This window comes from Corynebacterium sp. HMSC068H04, from assembly GCF_001811255.1.
Lineage (GTDB): Bacteria > Actinomycetota > Actinomycetes > Mycobacteriales > Mycobacteriaceae > Corynebacterium > Corynebacterium hesseae.
Window position 1 is genome coordinate 19,593 of the sequence record NZ_KV804013.1, and the last position, 18,211, is coordinate 37,803.

At 59.3% G+C, this 18,211-nt stretch carries 18 protein-coding genes; 3 read left to right on the plus strand and 15 right to left on the minus strand.

Annotated features, from left to right (window positions below; genetic code table 11):
* Positions 1–51 precede the first annotated feature (51 nt).
* Genes HMPREF2792_RS13180 through HMPREF2792_RS08345 form a run of 3 tightly spaced genes read right to left on the minus strand, consistent with a single transcriptional unit; the run spans position 52 to position 1,293 of the window.
* On the minus strand, positions 52–216 hold the full coding sequence (locus HMPREF2792_RS13180) for a hypothetical protein (RefSeq protein ID WP_168163001.1): 165 nt from the start codon (positions 214–216) through the stop codon (positions 52–54).
* Positions 217–231: 15 nt separating this feature from the next.
* On the minus strand, positions 232–930 hold the full coding sequence (locus tag HMPREF2792_RS08340; protein WP_070532789.1) for a YceI family protein: 699 nt from the start codon (positions 928–930) through the stop codon (positions 232–234).
* Positions 931–933: 3 nt separating this feature from the next.
* Positions 934–1,293 carry a hypothetical protein gene (locus HMPREF2792_RS08345; protein WP_070533068.1) on the minus strand — a complete coding sequence of 120 codons (360 nt, stop codon included), beginning with the start codon at positions 1,291–1,293 and terminating at the stop codon, positions 934–936.
* Positions 1,294–1,428: 135 nt separating this feature from the next.
* On the opposite strand from HMPREF2792_RS08345, the gene HMPREF2792_RS08350 reads away from it, so the two are divergent.
* Entirely contained in the window at positions 1,429–1,812 is a 384-nt protein-coding gene (locus HMPREF2792_RS08350; protein WP_010186588.1) for an RNA polymerase-binding protein RbpA, read from the plus strand.
* A 103-nt stretch (positions 1,813–1,915) separates the two neighbouring features.
* On the opposite strand, the gene musI is transcribed toward HMPREF2792_RS08350, so the two are convergent.
* The 9 genes from musI to HMPREF2792_RS08395 all read right to left on the minus strand — a co-directional run bounded on the left by musI (position 1,916) and on the right by HMPREF2792_RS08395 (position 11,874).
* Entirely contained in the window at positions 1,916–2,557 is a 642-nt protein-coding gene (gene musI, locus HMPREF2792_RS08355) for an ABC transport system MusEFGK2I component MusI (protein WP_070532792.1), read from the minus strand.
* A gap of 26 nt (positions 2,558–2,583) precedes the next feature.
* Entirely contained in the window at positions 2,584–3,498 is a 915-nt protein-coding gene (locus HMPREF2792_RS08360) for a carbohydrate ABC transporter permease (protein WP_070532795.1), read from the minus strand.
* A 3-nt stretch (positions 3,499–3,501) separates the two neighbouring features.
* Positions 3,502–4,347, minus strand: coding sequence for a carbohydrate ABC transporter permease (locus HMPREF2792_RS08365; protein WP_070520471.1), 846 nt, complete (start codon positions 4,345–4,347; stop codon positions 3,502–3,504).
* Positions 4,348–4,520: 173 nt separating this feature from the next.
* Positions 4,521–5,852, minus strand: coding sequence for an ABC transporter substrate-binding protein (locus HMPREF2792_RS08370; protein ID WP_070520595.1), 1,332 nt, complete (start codon positions 5,850–5,852; stop codon positions 4,521–4,523).
* 365 nt (positions 5,853–6,217) lie between these two features.
* Positions 6,218–7,462 carry a DUF4032 domain-containing protein gene (locus tag HMPREF2792_RS08375; protein ID WP_070520475.1) on the minus strand — a complete coding sequence of 415 codons (1,245 nt, stop codon included), beginning with the start codon at positions 7,460–7,462 and terminating at the stop codon, positions 6,218–6,220.
* A gap of 99 nt (positions 7,463–7,561) precedes the next feature.
* A complete protein-coding gene (locus tag HMPREF2792_RS08380; RefSeq protein ID WP_070532798.1) occupies positions 7,562–8,692 on the minus strand; it encodes an ABC transporter ATP-binding protein in 1,131 nt (376 codons plus the stop codon).
* 218 nt (positions 8,693–8,910) lie between these two features.
* The gene (locus HMPREF2792_RS08385) at positions 8,911–9,786 is read right to left on the minus strand and encodes a polyprenol monophosphomannose synthase (RefSeq protein WP_070520481.1); all 876 of its coding nucleotides are present in this window, start codon (positions 9,784–9,786) and stop codon (positions 8,911–8,913) included.
* Between the two features lie 28 nt (positions 9,787–9,814).
* On the minus strand, positions 9,815–11,302 hold the full coding sequence (lnt, locus tag HMPREF2792_RS08390) for an apolipoprotein N-acyltransferase (protein ID WP_369821995.1): 1,488 nt from the start codon (positions 11,300–11,302) through the stop codon (positions 9,815–9,817).
* Positions 11,302–11,874 carry an FxsA family protein gene (locus HMPREF2792_RS08395; RefSeq protein ID WP_070532803.1) on the minus strand — a complete coding sequence of 191 codons (573 nt, stop codon included), beginning with the start codon at positions 11,872–11,874 and terminating at the stop codon, positions 11,302–11,304. Before HMPREF2792_RS08395 ends, lnt begins: the two co-directional genes overlap by 1 nt.
* A gap of 70 nt (positions 11,875–11,944) precedes the next feature.
* Between HMPREF2792_RS08395 and HMPREF2792_RS08400 the strand changes: the two genes are divergently transcribed.
* The gene (locus HMPREF2792_RS08400; protein WP_070532806.1) at positions 11,945–12,784 is read left to right on the plus strand and encodes a cobalamin biosynthesis protein; all 840 of its coding nucleotides are present in this window, start codon (positions 11,945–11,947) and stop codon (positions 12,782–12,784) included.
* On the opposite strand, the gene HMPREF2792_RS08405 is transcribed toward HMPREF2792_RS08400, so the two are convergent.
* Together HMPREF2792_RS08405 and HMPREF2792_RS08410 are read right to left on the minus strand one after the other, a co-directional pair.
* Entirely contained in the window at positions 12,781–13,527 is a 747-nt protein-coding gene (locus HMPREF2792_RS08405) for an SDR family oxidoreductase (protein ID WP_070532809.1), read from the minus strand. The two genes, HMPREF2792_RS08400 and HMPREF2792_RS08405, sit on opposite strands and share 4 nt — an antisense overlap.
* Positions 13,527–14,651 (minus strand): M24 family metallopeptidase, encoded by a 1,125-nt coding sequence (locus HMPREF2792_RS08410; protein ID WP_070532812.1) that lies wholly within the window; start codon positions 14,649–14,651, stop codon positions 13,527–13,529. Before HMPREF2792_RS08410 ends, HMPREF2792_RS08405 begins: the two co-directional genes overlap by 1 nt.
* A gap of 45 nt (positions 14,652–14,696) precedes the next feature.
* Between HMPREF2792_RS08410 and HMPREF2792_RS08415 the strand changes: the two genes are divergently transcribed.
* Positions 14,697–15,326: a serine protease gene (locus HMPREF2792_RS08415; RefSeq protein WP_232748512.1), complete on the plus strand. Its 630-nt coding sequence runs from the start codon at positions 14,697–14,699 to the stop codon at positions 15,324–15,326.
* On the opposite strand, the gene HMPREF2792_RS08420 is transcribed toward HMPREF2792_RS08415, so the two are convergent.
* Complete coding sequence (locus HMPREF2792_RS08420) at positions 15,323–18,136, minus strand: DEAD/DEAH box helicase (protein WP_070532816.1); 2,814 nt, start codon at positions 18,134–18,136, stop codon at positions 15,323–15,325. The genes HMPREF2792_RS08415 and HMPREF2792_RS08420 overlap by 4 nt on opposite strands.
* Positions 18,137–18,211 lie beyond the last annotated feature (75 nt).

Genomic DNA, 18,211 nt, shown 5'->3' on the forward strand with positions numbered 1-18,211 from the left:
GTCACAGTTACGTAATTGGGGTATGTTTCTGTGCATGGTCAAGCGTCAGTTTTAGCGCTGACGGTAGGCGATCACCAGCTGCACGATGGTAAGAGCTACGAGTACCGCCGAGAAGGCAGCGAGGAGCTTCATCTCCTGCAACCAAATGAAGATGCCAAACCCTACGAGCACGACGAGCCGTACCCACAGGATTGGAATGAGGCGTTGGGAATTCATGAAGAACAGTGAATCTTACTTCTCAAAGGTGACGCGGACGTTGATCTCGCCAGTTTCGGAGATCCGCGCGGCGATCATTTCAGGAGTCTCAATACCGAAATCGAGGCGGTTAATCGGGATGTCGCCACCCAAGATGATGGTGTCGCCATCGCGGACCACCTGAAAATCCTGGCTAACGCTCTTGGTCTGGCCGTGGATGGTGAGATCGCCTGTGAGTGGGACGGTGACTACTGAGCCGTCGTCAGGCACGGCGGAGACGTCTGCGGGCTCAGTCAATGTGAAGGTAGACTCTGGATATTTTGTGACCTCAAAGAGCTTTGTCTTCATGTTCTGGTCGCGCACCTTCTTGTCCGTGGTCAGGCTCGCCATGTCCACGGCGATGTGCGCCTTCTCAACGGTGCCGTCCTTGATGGTGGCCTGGCCGGTGACATGCTTGGTTGAGCCGGATGTCGTGCGCTTATCGGCTGGGAGGATCTCATCGATAGTAAAACCTGCCGAGGTGTGGTTATATGCCGTACCTTGCGCCACGTGCCATTCGCCATCGACGTTGGTAGTAGCGGCCTGGATCTTATCCGCATTGATGGGCTCGGTTTTGACACCGCGGCCCATGATCAAAGAAAACACGAGTGGTCCTAGGGCCAGCGCTGTCGAGGCCACAATCAGGATCACGAAGATACTAACGATCAATTTGCGGTTGCCTAATAAGGATTTCATGTACTATCTCAATTCCTCAAGCTTTCGAGCCAGTGCGACCAGTTCAGCACACAGCTGTTCCATCTCTTCAGCGCTGGCGCTTTCCGACGCCGCCGTAGCAACATCCTCAGCGCAACACCGCAGCTCAAAGAGGCCGTCGCGGAGACGATCAGCCTTCTCTGGAGTTAGGATGACGGCATCCGCAGGAATGGGCGTTCCAACCACGTTGTGGCGCTGCTCGTAGGCTCGCTGCTTGCAGGATGGCGAGCAGAACTTGCGTGGCCTACCCCGGCCGCCCTGCGCGATTTCCTTGCCACACCACTGGCAGGTTGCCGGGCTGCGCCTTGGCGGCGTGTCGGGCTGCGGATCCTGTGTACCAATCACCTCAATCACCTTAGCCCATTAACCCGAGGGTGGGAACAAAGGCAAGGGGCCATTCGTTATAATGATAGATCTTTGGGTGATATAGGTCGACCCTGATCCCTTTCCTACCTCAACACTTGAAAAGGATGATGTTGCATGGCAGATCGCGTACTCCGTGGCAGCCGCATGGGCGCAGTGAGCTACGAAACCGACCGCGACCACGACTTGGCCCCGCGCCAGATGGTGAAGTACCGCACCGAAGACGGCGACATCTACGAGGTGCCCTTCGCTGACGATGCGGAGATTCCCGAGGAGTGGATGTGCAAGAACGGTAAGCTCGGCACTCTGGTTGAGGGCGAAGGCGTAGAGTCCAAGCCCGTGAAGCCGCCGCGGACCCACTGGGACATGCTGCGTGAGCGTCGCTCCATTGAGGAGCTGGATGAACTCTTGACGGAGCGCATTGAGAATCTGCGTTCGCGACGTCGCGCGGCGGCACGCCTCCTCAAGGAGCAGAAGGCGCAGGAAGAAGGAGAGGCCTAGCAGCCTTTGCGCGCCGCATAGAATTCTCAAGGGTAGTGAATCCACGAAGAAGTGGATACCACTACCCTATTTTTCGTTTTGGGCCCAGCCTGCCCGCAGCGCCTTATGCGGCGCTGCTATCGGGTGAATCGGAATTGAGTTCGGGCCATTGTAGCGCCAACTCAGCGAGATAGACTGCGAGGGCCGGACCGAGCACAACGAGAAAGAACAGGTAGCCTCCCCACTGCGCAGGGAAAAAGAGTGGGTACAGCACCAGCAGTGCCCAAGGGCACACTGCTAGAAGCGTACGCGGAAGGTGCGCTACCGCCTTCATCATGGCCGTTGTGCACCGTTGGCTAAACCTCAACCCCGGCGCATCGAGGTGGAAGAACCACACGCTAATGCAGCTTATGACAATGAGGCCTGAGACCAGCGCAGCGCGAAGCACTACGCCCATCGTCCCGAGCTCAGCCTTTGCGATAATGGCGAATTCATAGGCGGCCAAGGCGCCTACGGCGAGGCAAATGAGCCACCATGCAGTGTTTACCCCGGGACGCGTCAAAAGGCCCCGAACGAAGGCCGAGCCGCGGCGAGAACCTTCTTCGCGAACCATCTGACCAGTCACCGCGTGAGCGGTGCGTAGGGACATTCCCCCAGTGAATACGGGAAAGCACGTGATAACCAGGAGAACGTTAACGATGACGAGGTCAGCGAAGAGGCTCAGAGCAGCATAAAACTTCGATTCGGGGCCCAGCATGCGGTTCATGGTTTTCTAACCTACCGCACTGCGGATTAGCCCTTGACAGCGCCAGCGGCAACACCCTCGATGATGTGCTTCTGCGTGGAGAAGTAGAAGATGACGATAGGAATAATGGCCAGAACCAGCATCGCCATCATGGCGCCCATATCGCGGTTACCGTTGGAGCCAACGAAGGACTGGATGACTACCGGGATGGTCTTGTAGCGGGTGGACAGGCCGATGACCAGGTACGGCAGCAGGTAGTCGTTCCATACCCACATGGCGTTGAGAATGGCCACGGTGATGGCAGTCGGCTTAAGCATAGGCCACACCACGCGGAAGTAGTTCTGGAGCGGGCCGCAACCGTCGATCATCGCGGCTTCCTCGACGTCCAAGGGGATGGACTTGACGAATCCGGCAAACATGAACACCGATAGACCGGAACCGAAACCGAGGTAGAGCACCACGATGCCGATCGGGTTGTTGAGGTGAAGCATGTCTGCAATCTTGACCGTCGGGAACATGACCATCTGGAAGGGGATAATCATGGACACCACGAAGAGGTAGTACAGAAGGTTCGTCCACCAGGTCTTAACGCGCGTGATGTAGTAAGCAGTCATCGCAGAGAAGAACACGATGACGATGACGGACAAGATCGTAATGACGAAGGACCACAAGGTCGCTTCAAGGAAGCCCTGCTTGGTCAAGCCCACCATGAAGTTCTCGAAACCGACCCAGGTTTCACCGATGGGTAGGGAGAAAGGATCGGATGAGATAGCGAACTTGGACTTAAAGGAGTTGATGAAGATGAAAAGGATCGGGCCAAGGAACACGATGGTAAAGAACACCAGGATGGCGTAGACCACGAACTTGGCGCCGCCGGACATCCTGGTCTGGTTGTCCGTGGGAAGCTGGTGATCCTTCTTCTTCGGGGCCGGTGCGGCCTGCGCTGAAGTACTGGTAGTCATGACTTAAGCCTCGATTTCCTTGGAGCGGGTCGCGCGCAACTGGAAGTACGCGATGACGACCACGACGACGACGAAGATGACGGCCTTGGCCTGCCCCACGCCCTCGACGTTCATACGGTTGAACAGCGTGTTGACGATGTTGAGGGCGACCATCTCGGTTTGTCCGCCAGGTGCACCGTTGGTCAGGGCAAGGTTTTGGTCGAAGAGTTTGAAGGAATTCGACAAGGTTAGGAAGAGACAAATGGTGATTGACGGCATGACCATCGGGATGGTGACGTGGCGCAGCATTTCCCACTTGTTGACACCATCGAGCTCAGCGGCCTCGAGAAGCTCCGGCGGGACGTTTTGTAGACCGGCGATGTAGATAATCATCATGTAGCCGATCAGCTGCCAGTTCAGCAGCATGATGAGGCCGGCGTAACCGAATTTCCAGTCCGCGCTAATAGTCGTGGAATAGTGCGAAAGCACGGCGTTGATCATGGTCTGCCAGGTATAGCCCAGGACGATGCCGCCGATGAGGTTCGGCATGAAAAAGACCGTGCGGAAGAAATTTGTTCCGCGAAGCTTGCGGGTCAGCATCCACGCCAAGAGGAAGGCGAAGACGTTGACGGTGATCACGGAGACGATGACCACGAGGACGGTGAAACCGAAGGCTGAGATGAATCCTTCGCGTTGGGAGAAAGCTTTGACGTAGTTGTCGATGCCAACCCACTTGGCGTTAGTGATGGTGGTGAATTTCGTAAAGGAGAGGAAGAAACCCACGATAAACGGCACCAAGAAGGCAATCATGAATGCCAGAAGGGTGGGCAAGACAAAGACTGGGAAGTATTTCTTCAGCGTTGCTTGCATGGTGGTGAAACCTTAAATTCAGGTGGTGCCACGCGTTTCCCAAAGGATGGCGGCGAGGAGAGGGGGGGCTGAGGGCGTGGAACAAACTGACGAGTACGTGCCATGCCTCTCACCTACTCCCCTCCCCGCCCTCCGTTTGGGAAGGCGGATGGCGAGGGGATGGGACTAAAGGTTTAGCCCCAGTTGGATTCCTTTTCAGCAGCCCAGTTGTCCTTGAACTGCTTGACGACGTCATCCCACTTCAGGGTGCCGGAGGCATACTGAGACAGGGCTTGGCCGAAGTCATCCTTGAACTGCTGTGACGGGAAGTACTGGAAGTTCCACGGGTAGGTGGTGAGGTCTTCGTTGTCGATAGCTTCCGCGACCTGCTTTGCCAGCGGGTCATTCGGAGTGTCTTCTGCGGAGTAGTTCTTGAACGGGGCAATGAAGCCAAGGTCCTTAACCACGTGCTCCTTGCCGGCATCGGAGGTGAAGAGCCAGTCCACGAAGTCCTTGGTGGCCTTCTGGTCTGCCTCGGAAGCCTCCGAGTTCACACCCAAGTAGTTTTCGGTACCGACGTTGATGCCGTGCTTCTCCTCATCCGGCAGGCCCATGTACATCGGCAGGAACTTGATCTTGTCTTCCTTGACTACGTTGCCGGAGGTCTCGGAAATCTGGGACCATGCCCAGTTACCGTTTTGGACCATGGCGGCCTTGCCCTGAGCGAACTCAGCCATGGAGTCAGAGACCGTCTTAGACGGGGCAAGAGACTTCTCGACGGTGGAGTTGTCCAGGTAGAGATCGAAGAGGTTCTTGTACTCCTTGTTATAGGAGAAGTCGATTTCGTTGGTGTCCTCGACGCCCTTGTCTTGGTACTCCTGCCAAATCGGAGCGTTGGCCAGGTGTGTCTGCCAGCGCCAGTCCTCGCCGGAGGTCAGTGAGGTGGAGGCAAAGGCGCCCTCAATGCCGAGCTCGTCCTTCTTCGCCTGCATGTCCTCGGCGACTTCCTTGAGCTTCTGGTAGCTCTTGATCTCATCGGTGGACTTGATCTTTGCCCCGGAGGTGGCGATGTACTTGTCGAAGATCTCGTCGTTGTAGATGATGCCGAAGCCCTCGACAGCGAACGGGACGCCGCGTACCTCTCCATCTTCAGTGGTCAGTGGCGGGATGTCATCGGTGAGCTGCTTAGCTACCTCGGTATCCGACATGTCTGCCATGTAGTCTTGCCAGGTGATGAAACCAGCCGGGCCGTTGACCTGGAAGAGGGTCGGTGCTTCATCTTTGCCGATCTCAGCCTTGAGGGTCTGCTCATAGGAGCCGGAGGCTGCGGTGACGACCTTGACCTTGACGCCGGTCTCTTCGGTGTAAGCCTTTGCGATCTCCTGGTAAGCGGCATCCTGTTCTGGCTTGAAGTTCAGGAAGTAGACATCGCCTTCGTCGTCAGTAGAGCCTGAGCAGGCGACGAGACTTGCGGCGGCCAGCATGGAAGCCATGCTGATGGATGCGATGCGAGTAAGACGCTTCATGTGGTCCTCATCTTTCTTGATGAAAAGCGGGATGTTGAGCCGTAGATAGACAACCGGCTCGTATGCGGTTATGTCTGGGCGATCCTCCATGACAAAGGCTCTTGCCCAGTGCTACCAGTTGGTCCATAGCTGGTCACTATCCGACTATGAACTGGTTAGCCTGTCTCCTACCTTAGTGAGGTATTCCACACGATCAAAAGAAATCGGGCCTAAAACGCCCGATTGTGACTATATCCATATTCGGGCATGAGATCGCTCCCCATTTAAGGGGCAATCGGGCCTAAAACATACAAAACGATATAAGAAACGGCTGAGAGCGGCTCGATAGACTTGAGCTATTGAGCGGTGTTGGGGCACACGGGCGGTTATGACAAGTCGTCATTCGGTGCCGGCGTCTGAAGCAGCCGAGCCTCGTCGCGGCGGGCGGGCAATACGGAAGAGAGATAGGACGCCGTGGCTTCCGGGAGGGTTACGGCTTCTCCCCTCTCTTGGGCGAGGAACCAGCGGTGGTCAACGATCTCGTGGAAGATCTGTGCCGGTTCCAGCTTGTGGAGCATCTCGACGGGAACCGCAGCAATGGTCGGTTCATACTCGTGTGTCATCCACAAGTGCGCCGCCTGGGTCAGCCCAACATGAGGGCCGCACTCAATGGCCTGATAGGCCTGGATAGAGCCCAATAAGCGTTGGGCCTGGTGCTCCTCGACGCTCAGCCCTGTCAAGCTCAACAACTCCGAACGATAGTGGCCGGGATCGACTACCACAGGGCGAATGCGCACGACCTGTTTCGACTCGTCCTTGGTGACCTTGAGCTCCCCCACGTCGAAACCCAGCTGGTTAAGGCGGTCGATCCTCTCGGAAACGCGCCAGTACTCGCTGGCATCTACGGATTCTTCGGCGGTCAGCTCTGTCCACAATTCAAGGTAGGAACTCTCGACCAAGCTTCCGAGGGCGATAACATCGATATCTTGATCTAGGCATTCACCTGCCTGCAAGTCCATGAGCTCACCGATGATGTTGACGCGGGCGATGTCGACGTCGTAAAGCCTGCGTGACTCGGAGAGATTGGGCTGGAACTCCCCTGTTTCGGCGTCGACAAGATAGGCTGAATAAGTCTCGGCATCACGCCGGAAAAGGGTATTCGACAGCGATACATCACCCCAGTAGAAATTCAGCAAGTGCATCCGCACCAAAAGCACCGACAAGGCACGGATGAGCTTCTCCGCTTCGACGACTGTCAGGTGCCGCGAGAAGATCTCGCGGTACGGAAGAGAAAACTCTAGGTGTTCAGTCACCAGAGCTGCGGTGAGCTCTCCGTAGCTTTCTACAGCCGGCTGGCGTCCCGTGATGACTGCAACGGGACGCACGCTGGGAGCGCCGAGGCGCTGCAGCTCACGCAGCATCTTGTACTCGTGGTGAGCGGTACGCGCACCAATCTCCTTGACTGCGACGATGCCGCGATTGATCCCCACGAAACGCACGATATGCCGGGAAATGCCCCTGGGCAGTGCGGCGATGAGATCATCGGGCCACTGTTCCAGGGGCGTATCCCAAGGCAACGCCAGCAATGCCGACGCGTACGTCGAAGAGGTGATGCTCATGGACTCTTTCATGTCGAGTCACTCCACCTTCTTTGCTGATTTTGGCCTAGAGCTTTGCCACAGCCGTGCTGACGTTCGCGACATGTTCCGCGGGTCAGCCGGCATATGGGCTTAAGGGAGGCGCTTGCCAGTCGACGCCGAGAAGTTGTGCTGGCCGCCTTCCACGATGCGTGCGTGGAAAATGCTGCCCGGGGCAGGCGCAGTGTTCGGAGCTGCACGAACGACGATCTGGCCCGACTCGGGAACGTCTTCGCTCGAGGAGCCGAGATCACCTTCGCCCACCAATTTTCCGTAGAGGAAGGAGTCGGAACCAAGCTCTTCCACGAAGTCAAGCTTGATCGGGATGGAGAGATCGGTGGACTCGCCCTCGGGGATGATTTCGAGGGCCTCTGGGCGGAAGCCGATGGTGATGCGACCGTGATCCTCCGGCGTCATCGCAGCGACAGTTTCCGGGGAAAGCTTGATACGAGCATGGCCGGAGGTTGCGTTACCGTCCTTGACAGAGAAGGTGCCCAGGTTCATTGCCGGGGAGCCGATGAAGCCGGCGACGAAGACGTTGGCGGGGCGGTCGTAGAGCTCGCGGGGTGCGCCAACCTGCTGAAGGTAACCGTCCTTCAGTACAGCGATGCGGTCACCCATGGTCAAGGCCTCAGTCTGGTCGTGGGTGACGTAGACGGTGGTAACCCCAAGCTTGCGCTGCAGGGCTGCGATCTGGGTACGGGTCTGCACGCGCAGCTTGGCATCGAGGTTGGACAGCGGCTCATCCATGAGGAAGACCTGCGGGTTACGCACGATTGCGCGGCCCATGGCAACACGCTGACGCTGACCGCCGGACAGGGCCTTCGGCTTGCGCTCAAGGAATTCGGTAAGACCCAGGGTGGCGGCGGCTTCGTCGACACGCTTGTTAATTTCGTCCTGGGACTTGCCGGCGATTTTCAGGGCGAAGCCCATGTTCTCGCGCACGGTCATGTGCGGGTAGAGAGCATAGTTCTGGAAGACCATGGCGATATCTCGGTCACGCGGGGCAACGTGGGTGACGTCTTTGTCGCCGATGTAGATGGCACCGTCGGTGACGTTTTCCAAGCCGGCCAGCATGCGCAGCGTCGTGGACTTACCGCAGCCGGAGGGGCCGACGAGGACGAGGAATTCGCCATCGGCGATTTCCAGGTTGAACTTCTTGACGGTGGGTTCCTTAGCGCCTGGGTAGGTCAGGGACGCATCTTTGAACGTTACGGTTGCCATAGCAAACTCTCCTCCATCGGCAGGGACGTGCCGAACGATCCGTAGTGTGAGAATGAAGTGAAGCAAGTCACTGTGCACCAGAGAAAGTGCCACCTACGACATTAGCACTGGTGGTGGTTATTACCGCAAAAGCCCGAAAACCATGACAGGTTTTCAGGCTTGTTTGCCTTATGCGAGGCTCGAAAGGTCAGCGTGCCTTTCCTTGGAGAGACTGGATTTTAACGGCTGAGCATTCCTTTAACCAGGCTGGATACCTCGGACACAAAGTCAGACACGGCATTCTTAGCCGTGGCGGCCTTGGAACCAAGCTCCATATCCTTCACTGTGCGGGAAGTGATCTTGGATACTTCCGAGGTGAAGTCGCTGACCTGCTCGGAGCGGTGAGCGACTCCCCACTTGGTCACCTCGAGCAGGGAATCCTTGACGAAGGAGCCGTCCAGCTTGGATTCGCCCAGCTCGCGCTCGGTGAAGGTAATCGGAACCTCGCGGACATCGAAGCCATCCTTGATGGCGCGGAAGGCAACATCTACCTGGAAGATGTAGCCGGCGTTGGATAGTTCCTCAAAGTCGAGGTGCTCTAGCAGTTCGCGACGGAAGGCGCGGTATCCAGCGGTCATGTCGTTGATGCCAGCGCCCAGCGCCACCGAAATGTACTTGTTGCCCAATCGGGACAGTAGCTCGCGGTTGGCCGGCCAGTTCACAGTCTCTCCACCCGGCACATAGCGAGAACCGATCACCAAGTCAGCACCCTTGTCGATCTCCTCGAGCAAGAGATGCAGCTGCTCCGGGGCGTGGGAGCCGTCCGCGTCCATCTCGCAGAGCACCTGGTAGTCCTTCTCCAGGCCCCACTCGAAGCCGGCGATGTAGGCGCCGAGGAGGCCGCCCTTGCCCTCGCGGTGAAGGACGTGCAGGTGAGAATCCTCGGCGGCCAGCTTGTCCGCGGCCTCTCCGGTGCCGTCCGGGGAGTTATCGTCCACGATCAGGATGTGAACCTCCGGGGTGGCCTTGCGCACGCGGCCGGTAATCAGCGGCAGGTTCTCAATCTCGTTGTAGGTGGGGATGATGACCAGAGTAGATTCGCGGGTCGAGCTCACTAGTTCCTTGCTCCTTTTGGTTTCTGCTTTAAGGCGCGCTGCGCAGTCCGGACAAGCGGGTGGAATAGATCGCGTACAGCGCGCAGACCGTTCCAATAATAGTCATGAGCCACTGCAGGAGCGAACCATAACGCACCGCAAATGTACGCCCCTCTCGGAGCGGAAGCTCTTCTTCGAGATAAGCAGGTTCAAAGATGCCGCTGTCCTGGCTCACGGAACCATCTGGGTGCACGATGGCGGAGACCCCTGACGTGGCCGCCACAACGACGGCGCGATCTGCTTCCATGGCGCGCAGACGGCTCATGGCCAACTGCTGGTAGGTCATATCGGAATCACTGAACGTGGCGTTATTTGTTGGCGTCGTGAGAATCTGCGCCCCGTTGTTAATCGCGGTTCGAAAGGCCTGGTCAAAGCTCACCTCGTAGCAGGTGGCAACGCCGACCGCAGTCCCGGCCATTGTCACCACGCCTGGCCCATCACCGGGTTTCATGTCGCCTGCGAGATCCACCAGATCGGTAATCCGCGCAAAGAAGTCACGCATCGGCATCGTTTCGCCAAAAGGCTGCAGGTACTTCTTGTAGTGATGCTCCCCCACCGATCCATCCGGGTTGAATACCTGCATGGTGTTGCGCGCACCGACCTCATCGCGCGTTAACGTGCCGACGAGGATGGGGGCGTCGATGTCGTGGGCGGCGGCGTCGATAAGCGCCCGTGCGTCGTCGTTGGCAAAAGGATTGATATCGGAGGAGTTCTCCGGCCAGATGACGATGTCAGGCCGTGCACCATCCTTGGCTGCCTGTTCGGTGACGCGGACGTGGTTATCCAGCACCGCGCGGCGCTGCGCGGCGAAGTCGAGGCCAAGCCGCGGAACGTTTCCCTGGACAGCGGCTACCGTCACAGTACCCGTGGTATGGCTAGGGCGATTCACGCCCTGCGCAGCTACAAGTCCGGCAAGCAACGGCACCGCTAAGAGGGCACAGGCCAACCGTGGCGCGCGCGCAAGCCCCACCAGACCCGCGCCCATGCAGACGACCGCACAAGTAATGAGCGCGGGACCACCCCACGGGGCGAGGTTGGCCAACGGTCCTTCGATCTGACCCCATGCCAGGCGCACCCAGGCAAAGCCTCCAAAAGGTACGGAGGAGCGCAGCATTTCCACCGCCACGTAGAAAAAGGGAAAGAGCGCGAACCCATAGCGCAAGCGCAGCAGTGCTGCCCCACCGACGCCGAGGAGGATGCTGTACAGCGAGAGGAAGATAGCGAGCGCAATATAAGGCATGTTGCCCACGAGCTCACCAATCCACGGCAGCGTGAAAAGGTACAAGACAGCGCTATGGACAAAGGCGATGAGTGTTGCCCACCCTAGATGCAGGGGCTTTCTCCACGGCGCCAGCGCTGCCACCAGCATGGCCATCCCAATGATCCCCGCGGCCCACCAGCCGCGTGGTTCCACCGAAAGATACGTGACCGCGCCCGACAGAGCGGCAAGAACAAGCCGCGCGCACAGCGTGAGCACTATTTGTTTCCGTCCTCGAAGTCCTCGGGCTTAACGTGCTGGGTCCACGAGCGGATTTCTTCTTCATCCAAGACTTCGTGCGATTGGCCTGACTGATCCATCCCGCTGCCGGCTGTATTGCCACCAACAGTGCCGAAGGAACCATAGGAATCGCGGTGCTGCGACATGGGCGAGGCCTCGTACACGCGCACGCCCATGTCCTCAATCTTTTTGAACATCGATGCGGCAAGGAGCGTGCGGATTATGGAGCGCGTGGGCGCAAAGATGAGCAGAGCGCCAAAAACAGTGGAGACGAACCCAGGCAGCGAAAGCAGGATGCCGCCCACCATGGTCAGACCAACATTGCCGGCCGTTTTGCCTGGGGTGGGATCCTCCATCACATAGACGCCGTCTTCGGTCTGCCGGATGCGGCTGGCCATCATGCGGCGCACTTCCCAGCTGGCAATCGTCATCCCGAACAGCATGGTCAACGCCAAAGCAAGCAGCGCCCACAGCACACCGATCCACTCGGCGACTGCCCAAAACGCCAGGGTTTCGAGGAGGATGTACGCGATGAACAGAAGAAACGGCATGCAGCCCACCATACTTGCTGGACCTGCCGGTTCGCTGGTGACCCTCCCGTAACGATTAAACTTGCGCACCATGTCCCTCACTGAGTCGAAGCATCCTGAATCCGAGACCATGCGCTTCCACCCCGCCGGCGGCGTCGTCACGCCCGAGCAGTGGTTAGCACTGGGCCAGGCCGCCCGTGAACATGGCGATGGCTATGTGTACCTAGAGCAGCACAGTGTTATCAGTGTGCGCGGCGTGAGTAACGAGCAGGCGCTTGGCGACGTCCCCCTCCCCACCGCCGCTGCCCACGTCTTGGCCTCTCCCCTCTCTCTTCAGGCGCGCCGGGTAGCGCAGCGCGTTGCTGATGCCTTATCTGAAGAGGAAGGAACCTCCCCGGCTATCACCCGCGCTGCGGTCTTCGGCGTCGATGGTGGAGCTGGCGATCTCCTCGCACACGGCGTGGCGGCGGGACTCCAACTATCCGGCGGCAGCGCAGGGCAGGATGAGGAAGCCGATTCCGCTCGTCTCATCCTTGAGGGGGCAGTAACTGGGCCGGCGCTGGGATTAAGCGACGCGATTTCGCAGCTCGTGGACTACGTGGTCGAGGCCTCCGCTGAGAATCTAGAGGCCATTGACCGTTTGTCCTTGGCTACACCTGCCGGACTCGCGCAATCGGATGTGCCCATTGGTTGGCTAACCGAACACACTGCGCCCGGCCGCGTCGATCTCGGCGCGGGCCTCCAAGAGGGCGTGTTGCCCGCAGAGTACGCAGGGCTCATTGCCCAGCTGGGAGCAGCGATCACCGTTACTCCATGGCAGGGCTTGGTCATCCACGATTTGGCGGAGGGCGATGCGGACGTCGTGCTCCGAGTCCTTGCTCCGCGCGGATTCATCTTCGATGCCAACTCCCCCGCTCTCAGACATCGCTAGCGCGGCATGTGCCGCCAGATGGGGTGCGGGACAAGCTTCATGACCCAGGCCAACAGCTGAAGCGTCCGTGGGATCCACAGCGTGCGGGACACCGGCCGCGAACCCGACGAGGATTCGACGGCCTTGACCACAGCTTGTGCGACTACGTCAGGTGTCACCGACAGGGGCGCGGGTTTCATCCCTTGTGTCATGGACCCGATAACGAAACCGGGGCGCGCGGTGATCAGCGCTAGGTCGCTGCCCTGCAGGCGATCCGCCAGACCTTGGCAGAAGGCATCGAGGCCAGCCTTGGTTGAGCCATAGACATAGTTGGCCCGCCGTGCACGCCAGCCCGCAATGGAGGAAAAGGCCACGATATGGCCTCTTTTCATGACGTCGGCCAGCACGGTGAGCATAGATACCTGCGCGGCATAATCAACCAGAGCGATGTCGAAGGCATGGGCTTCGTCGTGCTCAGCTTGCTCCTGGTCACCCAAGATTCCGAAGGCGACAACCGCCGTCGTGATGTCCTCACCCGCGAGCGCTGCAGCTTGCTCGATAACTGCGCGGTGGGAGGACACATCCGCGGCATCGAAGGAAAGCGTGTGAACGGACGTTGCTCCGTTGCGCAGAAGCTCTGAGGTGAGCTCATCCATGCCGTGCTCACCCCGCGCGGCAAGTACTACCGGGCGGCCTGCGCACAACCGGCGTGCAAGCTCGCCGCCAATGTCGCTGCGCCCACCAAGAATCAATAGCGCGCCCATTAACGCAACCCCCTCGGAGCTTGGTTCAAAGACTCGTAGCCGGACTCGGTGGTCACCACGATGTCCTCGAGGCGCATGCCCCATTTTCCGGGTACATAAATGCCTGGTTCGATTGAGAAGGCCATGGACTCGGCAAGCTCCAGCTCGTTTCCTTCCATGATGAAGGGCTCCTCGTGCGTCGACAAGCCGATGCCATGTCCCGTGCGGTGCGTGAAGTACTCACCCCAGCCGGCGCTTTCGATCACACTGCGTGTCGCACGGTCGATCTCCTGGGCAGTCGCCCCGGGCCGTGCAGCAGCTCGCCCGGCAGCTTGGGCCTCTTCCAACACCGCATAGGCTTCCTGGAAATCAGCAGGCGCCGCAGAAGGATCCGCGCCTACCACGTAGGTGCGTGTGCAATCAGAGTGATAGCCGGAGGGCAACGTGCCCCCGATATCCACCACCACGGGATCACCAGCGCTGAGTTCGCGCTCCCCGTAGTCATAGTGCGGGTTCGCACCATTCGGGCCGGAACCAACGATGATGAAGTCCACCTCTTTGTGCTCGCGCAAGATAAGCTCGCGCAAATCTGCCGCTACGTCGGCCTCAGTGCGGCCAGGCTGCAGGAGACGTGGCACCTCTGCATGGACGGCATCGATAGCCACCGCCGCAGCGCGCAGCTCCGCGACTTCATCTGGGTCCTTGCGGCTAAAGAGCCCAGCCAGCGCCTCGGTAGCAAGCACATACTCCACATGTGGAGCATCCGTCGAAGTGAGCGAAGACGGCTCGACTTGGCGTCGAATCGTGGACTGGAAACGCAATACGTGGTCCGCAGTTAGCGAAGAGCCCACAGCCACGGTGGTGGGATGCGTACCGTCTAAGGCCAGTGCATAAGGGTCCTGCCCGTCACTCCATCCCACTAGCTGGGCAGCAACGCCTTGAAGCGATTCAATGTCGGTGCTGGGTGCGACGATGATCGGTTTGGCCTCGGGACGGATGACCAGGCACGTCAACCGCTCATGGGAAGAGACCCAGGAACCCGTAAGATAAGCGAACTCTGCGCCGGTACCCACGAGCAATACATCGATACCCTTGGCGCCGGCAATCGCGCGGGCGCGGTCCAAGCGGGAAGCATAATCAGTCATGGCAGTTAGCCTACCGCTCGCCTTCGTCCAGTTAAGCTGGGCGCCGTGAATTCCTATCCCGCAGCCGTCAAGATCCGTACCCGCGGTAGCTATTGCTCGGGTGTGCTCATCGATGCATCCTTAAACCCCCGCTCCCAGCAGCGAACCCGGCTAGTTCTGACCTGTGCGCACTTCTTTCGCGATGGCGTGGGCGGTGGTGAACACTACAAAGTCAGTGGCGGGTTCAACCGGCGGATCACCGCCGTGCGCACGATTGACGGGACCGATATAGCTGTGTGCCTGCTTGATATACCAGCACCGCCCCGGGACCTTCCGGGGCTCGCTAAAAGCACACCGCATTTTCGCGCGCCAGTCAACACCTGGGGATATGGCGGAAAGTCCCGTCGCGCACAGAAGCGAACGGGGTTGTTTCTACTGCCCTTCTTTCGCACGTGGTCCATCGACTTCCGCACCACTGTCTCCCCCGCCGGATTTGTCTTCAACACGATTCCGGCAGTCAAGGGTGACTCGGGTGGGCCAGCGCTTGTCGACGCCGCCATCATCGGCACACAAGCCCTCATCCTCAACCCATTGGGGAGAAACCTGAAGATAGCCACGGTGGCGCTGGTCGCGCCCCACCGCAAGGCCATCGCGGCGGCAGCCACCGCGATGCTGGACTTGGTCGAAGGAAATTAAGCGCCGATGGCGACAACGCCTCGTTGAATCGCGTCAATGGCGCGCCGGGCATTGCGGCGAATCTCTTCTTCGTAGCCTGTCTTGGCTACCTGCTGGAGCAGGTCGATGACCTGGCGGCACCAACGGACGAAGTCGCCTGGAGTCAGCTCTGCGCCGGACTCGTTGGCAGCGGCCATGCAATAGGCCAAGGGTGCGCCCGCCGTCCACTGGTGGATCGCCAGCGCGAAGGCGGGCTCCGGTTCACGGGTCTGTGGCAGATTATGGCGCTTCTCATCGCTGACAAGCTCCGTGTAGATGCGCCACGTTGCGTTCATGGCGTCCGCCATGTCGTCGCTAGCCGCACCTGGTTCGCCGCGGGTGGCCTTGCGGTTTTCGAAGACACACAGGGAGGCAACGCCGGCCAGCTCTGCCGGGTCAAGGTCATTCCAGATACCCCGCTTGAGGCATTGTGCCACCAGTAGGTCGGATTCGGAATGGATCTTGGCCAAGCGCTCGCCTTCGTCCGTGATGACCGGCTCGCGGTCCTCGCCATAGCCTTCAAACTCCACGTAATCCATCTCCGCCAGCAGGTCCACGATGCGCTCGAAAGTGCGGCCGAGGGTATCCGTGGCGCGCTCCACCTTGGCTTCCAACTTGTGGAGCTCGCGCTCGCGTCGGGCGAGCTTTTGGGCCACACCAGCTAGCTGCTCGCGGTCGGTCGCCGGCCAATTGTGCACCGGGTGCTCGCGGAGGGCATCGCGCAGCTGCGCGATCTTCTTGTTGGGACGATTGCGCGGCTCAGTGCGCATCTTTTTAGGCCGCTTGTAGTAGTCGCGCTTGAAGGCATCCTGAACATACTTGGTATGCCGACGCGGATTCTTCTGGGCCGCTCGCGGCAGCTTCATGTGGCCGACCACAATTGGCGGATTATCTATACCGGCTGCATCGATGCGGCCTGACCACCCGGTCTCCGTGGTGACCCAGGGGCGTGGATCGGCGGTCTGGTTTGCCGGGGTGATGACAACTGCCAGGGTTGGACGCTTCTTCGTTGCGATGGCGATGACCTCACCCACTTGCAAGCGGGCAAGGACCGCCGCGACCTCCTTGTTCCTCTCTTCCCTCTTGGAGGCACGCGCTGACTTTTCTTCCTCAGTCAGTGCGCGGCGCAGCTTCATATAGTCCATGAGGATCTCCGCCGGGTCTTCTCCATCAATTGTCGGCGGAGCCAGGTTATCTACGGCCTGATCTAACTGTGCTTGAAGCTCGCGGACCCGATGCTCAGCGCGCTCAATTTCGCGCGTTTCTTCCACGACAGAGCCATCCGCCTGGAACTGCGCAAAGGACTTCTCCAGCAGGCGCAGAGAGTCATCGAAACCGAGCATGCCCAGCAGGTTGATGGCCATGTTGTAGCCGGGTTCAAAGGTAGAGATGAGCGGATAAGTGCGGGTCGATGCAAGCCCCGCCACCGCGGTCGGGTCCATTGCAGGTGCCCACTGCACGACGGCATTGCCCAAGGTATCGATGCCACGCCTGCCCGCGCGGCCGGTGAGCTGCGTGTACTGACCCGGTGTCAGGTCCACGTGTGCCTCGCCGTTAAACTTCACGAGCTTCTCAAGGACCACCGTGCGCGCGGGCATATTGATGCCCAGGGCAAGGGTTTCGGTGGCAAAGACCGCACGAACCAGGCCTTTGACGAAGAGCTCCTCTACGATGTGCCGAAAAGCCGGCAGCATACCCGCATGGTGGGCGGCGAAGCCGCGTGAAAGCGCCTCGCGCCATCGCTTGAAATCAAGGACCTTGAGGTCTTCGTCCGGAATGCCTTCCACGCCCTTATCGACGATGGCCTTAATCTCAGCTGCCTCCTCTTGGGAGGTCAACACCATGCGGGAGCGCAGGCACTGATACAAAGCGCCATCGCAGCCCGCTCGGGAAAAGATGAAGGTAATCGCCGGCAGCATCTCCATTGACTGCAGTTCTTTGAGTACCTCTGGACGACCCAGCGGCCGGTAGCGGTCCTGCGCGCGGGGTGCGCCGCTGCGCCGATCCTTGTTTCGGTCATTGCGTCCGCCGCCTTTGTGTCGGGCACGTGCACGGAAGCTCGCGCGGTTTTGTGCATAGTCTGCGCGGCCAGTGTCGCTATCCCCTGCTTCTAGGCGCTGGATACGCCGCGCCAACTCAGTATTGACCTGGCCGCCTGAATCAGGCTCGAAAAGTGGGTAGATCTTGCGTCCCACCATCATCCACTGGTCCAGCGGTACGGGGCGCTTGTCGGTGACGATGACCTTGGTATCTCCGCGCACGGTGGTTAGCCACCGGCCGAATTCCTCGGAATTGGATACTGTCGCGGACAAACCAATGATGGAAACATGTTCCTCAAGGTTGAGGATGACCTCTTCCCATACCGCGCCGCGCGAGGCATCCGCCAAGAAGTGGATCTCATCCATCACCACGTGGGTCAAGCGGTCCAATGCGCCTGAGCCCGCATAAATCATGTTGCGCAGGACCTCGGTGGTCATCACGAGGATGTCCGCGGAAGAATTGATGGAGACATCACCTGTCAGCAGCCCCACGGCATCCTCGCCGTGTGCCTCAACCAGGTCGTGGTACTTCTGGTTACTCAGCGCTTTGATAGGGGTGGTGTAGAAACAGCGGGTCCCCTGGCGCAGCGCCAGGGACACGGCGAACTCACCAACGACCGTTTTGCCCGCGCCGGTGGGAGCACAGACCAAGACTCCGTGGCCCGCTTCAACTGCTTGGCATCCTTCAATCTGGAAGTCATCCAGTGAGTACGGCAGTGCTTGAGTGAACTCGTCCAGATGCGTCAGTGTCATAAGTCCCCAGGGTACCTGTCAGGGACGGCGTACTAGCGCCCCGGTCCCCAGCGCCAAGGAAACGTTTGAACAAGT